This is a genomic window from Candidatus Palauibacter soopunensis (assembly GCF_947581735.1).
GTDB classification, from domain to species: Bacteria; Gemmatimonadota; Gemmatimonadetes; order Palauibacterales; family Palauibacteraceae; genus Palauibacter; species Palauibacter soopunensis.
The window spans coordinates 1-2,618 of record NZ_CANPVT010000009.1; the positions used below are offsets into that span (position 1 = coordinate 1).

The 2,618-nt window shown below is 70.2% G+C and carries 4 protein-coding genes; all 4 read right to left on the reverse strand.

The window, feature by feature from the left end:
- Positions 1-116: 116 nt before the first annotated feature.
- The gene (locus RN901_RS05845; RefSeq protein ID WP_310756919.1) at positions 117-1,298 is read right to left on the reverse strand and encodes a tyrosine-type recombinase/integrase; all 1,182 of its coding nucleotides are present in this window, start codon (positions 1,296-1,298) and stop codon (positions 117-119) included.
- Between the two features lie 148 nt (positions 1,299-1,446).
- The gene (locus RN901_RS05850) at positions 1,447-1,851 is read right to left on the reverse strand and encodes a hypothetical protein (RefSeq protein ID WP_310756921.1); all 405 of its coding nucleotides are present in this window, start codon (positions 1,849-1,851) and stop codon (positions 1,447-1,449) included.
- A gap of 6 nt (positions 1,852-1,857) precedes the next feature.
- On the reverse strand, positions 1,858-2,172 hold the full coding sequence (locus RN901_RS05855; protein ID WP_310756923.1) for a hypothetical protein: 315 nt from the start codon (positions 2,170-2,172) through the stop codon (positions 1,858-1,860).
- Positions 2,173-2,199: 27 nt separating this feature from the next.
- Positions 2,200-2,618, reverse strand: a 419-nt coding sequence (locus RN901_RS05860; RefSeq protein WP_310756925.1) for a hypothetical protein, incomplete at its 5' end; no start/stop codon positions are given.

The following is a 2,618-nucleotide window of genomic DNA, read 5'->3' on the forward strand; positions in this document are numbered from 1 at the left end:
AACTCGGCTCCTGAATCCGCGCTTGCCCACTCCGGGGCGTCCACATACGATCCTGCGGCCCGTAGATTACCCGAAATGCCTCCGAAACGGCCTCCGAGCCCGGTCTCGGGGTCAAATCAGCGCCCGGCGGCCCCCATTCGGTGCGTGACGTACTCGCTCCACGCCTGCATGACCACGGCGCGGCGCTCCAGCAGGTCGGAGCGCTGGTACGCCTGAACGACCCGGCTTCTCGGGACGTGGGCGAGGCAGGCCTCCGCGACCTCCGCCGCGACACCGGTCTCGGCCATCCACGACCGGGCGCTCGACCGGAACCCGTGAACCGTGGAGGTGATCCCCGCCCGCCGGAGCACACGCCCCGGCGCGTTCCTCGGCAACACCGCGCCGGTTCGCGACGGGAACACGAGCGACGAGTCCGGAGCAAGCGCCCGCGCCCGCTCCAGAACGCCGAGCGCGCCCGTGCTCAACGGAACGGAGAACTCGCGACCCGCCTTCATCCTCGACGCCGGGATCGTCCACACGCCCGCTTCCAGGTCGATCTCGTCCCACCGCGCCCCGCGTGCCTCTCCGGCCCGCACCGCCGTCAACGCGATCATCTCGACGCACGGCATCGCCGACGGGTGGATGTACCTCACCCCACGTATCGCCCGGATGGCGGCCGCGACCTCCCGATGCGGCAGGGCGCGGTAATGGGTGGGCGCGTAGCCGTTCACCCTCGGCAGCGCCGCGACCGCCCGGTCCACCGGGTCGTCCGGGCGGAGATTCTTCCCAACGCACCAGCGGAAGACCGCGGAGAACCGGCGCTTGGCTCTCCGGGCGGCGGCGGGCTTCGATGCCCAGATCGGCGCGAGGCACGCCAGCACGTCCGCGCTCGTGATCCGGTCCACAGGCTTGTCAAGCAGGGGCACGGCATGGACGCGGAACGTCGCGGCCCACTCCTTGGCCACCGTGCCCCCTACCTTCCAGCTGTCGCGGTGCAGCTCGATGGTGCGTTCGACCGCCTCGGCAAACGTGGGGACGCCGTGCCCGCGCGGATCGCCGCCGTGGCGGACCGCCCGGCTGTTGTCCAGCGCCTTGCGGCGCGCCTCGGCGAGCGTGATTTCGGGATACGGCCCGAGCCCGACCGAGGTGAGCCGTCCCTCGATCCGAAGCCGCTGGCGCCACGTCTTGCTGATGCGGCCGGCCTTGGTGCGGTGGACCCTGAGGCTCAGTCCCCGCCCGCCTCGGCCGTCGCCGTAGACGCCCGGACGGTTGATCGTGCGGACGAAGGCGGCGGTGAGCGTCCTAGGTCGTTTCGTCATGGGGTCCTTTCTGAATGCGTATCACTTATTGCAACACTACACGGGGAAGAATACACCGGATGTTGATAAACCGCAAGAGATGTGGAGATTGCCGTAAATCCCTATAAAATCCTGTATTACTGGACATTACTGGACTACCAGCGGACGGCTATGGATCGTACTGGAAGCTGGCAATGCAGTCGATGATGGACTGCACGATCTGCACATTCGAAACATCACCAGATCGCCGCATCTCCGCCAGTCGCGGCCCGGCGGGCGCGTGCGCCTTCCGCGGCAGGTGCCTGCGGGCGATCCTGGGCGCGCCGGGCCGTCCGGCGTTGGGGATCTTGCCGTCTCGCACGAGGCGGCCCAGGTGGTCGGCGGAGTATCCGCTCTCGCGGGAGGCCTCGACCAGCGAGAACGTGGTCTCGTCCCGCTCGGCGATGGTGTCCTCGAGTTCGGCGGCGCATCGTTCCAGCGCGATGGCCGGGGGCTCGCTGCCGTAGCGGCGGAGCGCCTTGGCGCGCCTTCGCCAGGCGCCGGGCAGCGCCTTGACGGACGTTCTGTCATTCATGCGGGTTCACTCCCAGTCGCCCTCGGCGTCCCTGCGGAGGGCTTCGGTGAGGTCGGAATCGCCCTCGCCGCGGCGGACGGACCGTTCGGCGAGACCGACGCGGCTGCCGAGGTCGGCGAGGCCGGTGGTACGGGCAACGGCGTAGATGCCGGCCGCGACGGCTGCGAGCGCGAGAGCGAGGTGCAGCGCGAGCGCGAGGCCGTGCTCGGCGAGGATCATCGGCCAGAACGGGCCGAGGTAGTGGAGCCGCGGTCCCCCAAGGAGGAGGATGCACCCCGCCAGTGCGGCGGTGAGTCCCGCGCTGATTCTCCAGGGTTGCATGGGAGCCCTTCCGTGATCGTGGAGCCGTCAGAGTTCGACGGATGCGGGATCGCGGTCGGCCGGCCCCCTGAGCCAGGAACCGTCTTCGCTGGCGCCCAGGCCGATTCGGCGAAGGAGCGCCGCCCCGGCGGGCCCGCTGGCGTGCATCGCGAACCCGGCGGCCGCCTTGGCCCGGACGGCGGGTTCGCGGTAGTCGCCGGAGACGGCCTCGACGTTGACGCGTCCCGTGCGCCCCTCGGCGTCTTCGTACTCGATCTGCGCGTCCGGATAGAGCACCCTGCCCTCCTCGTCGACGGGGAGCCCGAGTTCATGGGCGATGCGGTGCCGCTCTTCGTCGGCGGCCCGCTTTCCGTCCTTCCTCCGCGCCGACTCGCTCGCGCGCGCGATGGCACTCCTGAGTTCGGCGTCGAGCCGGACGCGCCGCACCGTGGCGCCCTGCTTGCGCA

Coding starts and splice junctions, on each gene's coding strand:
- RN901_RS05845 (WP_310756919.1), bottom strand. CDS start 1,298: ATGACGAAACGACCTAGGACGCTCACCGCCGCCTTCGTCCGCACGATC.
- RN901_RS05850 (WP_310756921.1), bottom strand. CDS start 1,851: ATGAATGACAGAACGTCCGTCAAGGCGCTGCCCGGCGCCTGGCGAAGG.
- RN901_RS05855 (WP_310756923.1), bottom strand. CDS start 2,172: ATGCAACCCTGGAGAATCAGCGCGGGACTCACCGCCGCACTGGCGGGG.